This is a genomic window from Bacillus sp. AFS041924 (genome assembly GCF_002577195.1).
In the GTDB taxonomy this organism is placed as follows: Bacteria; Bacillota; Bacilli; order Bacillales; family Bacillaceae_G; genus Gottfriedia.
This window is the reverse complement of sequence record NZ_NULG01000060.1, coordinates 1-438: the sequence shown is the minus strand read 5'-3', so window position 1 is coordinate 438 and position 438 is coordinate 1. Positions and strand designations below refer to the sequence as shown.

General features: G+C 55.5%; 5 tRNA genes. All 5 read left to right on the top strand.

Features of this window, described 5'->3' with window-relative positions:
- Position 1 precedes the first annotated feature (1 nt).
- A tRNA-Asn gene (locus COC46_RS15630) sits at positions 2–76 on the top strand.
- An 8-nt stretch (positions 77–84) separates the two neighbouring features.
- A tRNA-Thr gene (locus COC46_RS15625) sits at positions 85–157 on the top strand.
- A 15-nt stretch (positions 158–172) separates the two neighbouring features.
- Positions 173–247 (top strand) — tRNA-Glu (locus COC46_RS15620).
- 9 nt (positions 248–256) lie between these two features.
- Positions 257–332: transfer RNA gene (locus COC46_RS15615), tRNA-Val, on the top strand.
- 18 nt (positions 333–350) lie between these two features.
- A tRNA-Tyr gene (locus COC46_RS15610) sits at positions 351–435 on the top strand.
- Positions 436–438: the final 3 nt, after the last annotated feature.

The following is a 438-nucleotide window of genomic DNA, read 5'->3' as shown; positions in this document are numbered from 1 at the left end:
TTCCGCAGTAGCTCAGTGGTAGAGCACTCGGCTGTTAACCGAGTGGTCGTAGGTTCGAACCCTACCTGCGGAGCCATTTTTAACGCTTCCATAGCTCAGCAGGCAGAGTACTTCCATGGTAAGGAAGAGGTCACCGGTTCGAGCCCGGTTGGAAGCTTGGAAAAATTGTACTGGCCCGTTGGTCAAGCGGTTAAGACACCGCCCTTTCACGGCGGTAACACGGGTTCGAGTCCCGTACGGGTCACCATTATATTACGGAGGATTAGCTCAGCTGGGAGAGCACCTGCCTTACAAGCAGGGGGTCGGCGGTTCGAGCCCGTCATCCTCCACCATCTAATTTAATAAATACCGGAGGGGTAGCGAAGTGGCTAAACGCGGCGGACTGTAAATCCGCTCCCTGTGGGTTCGGCGGTTCGAATCCGTCCCCCTCCACCATTT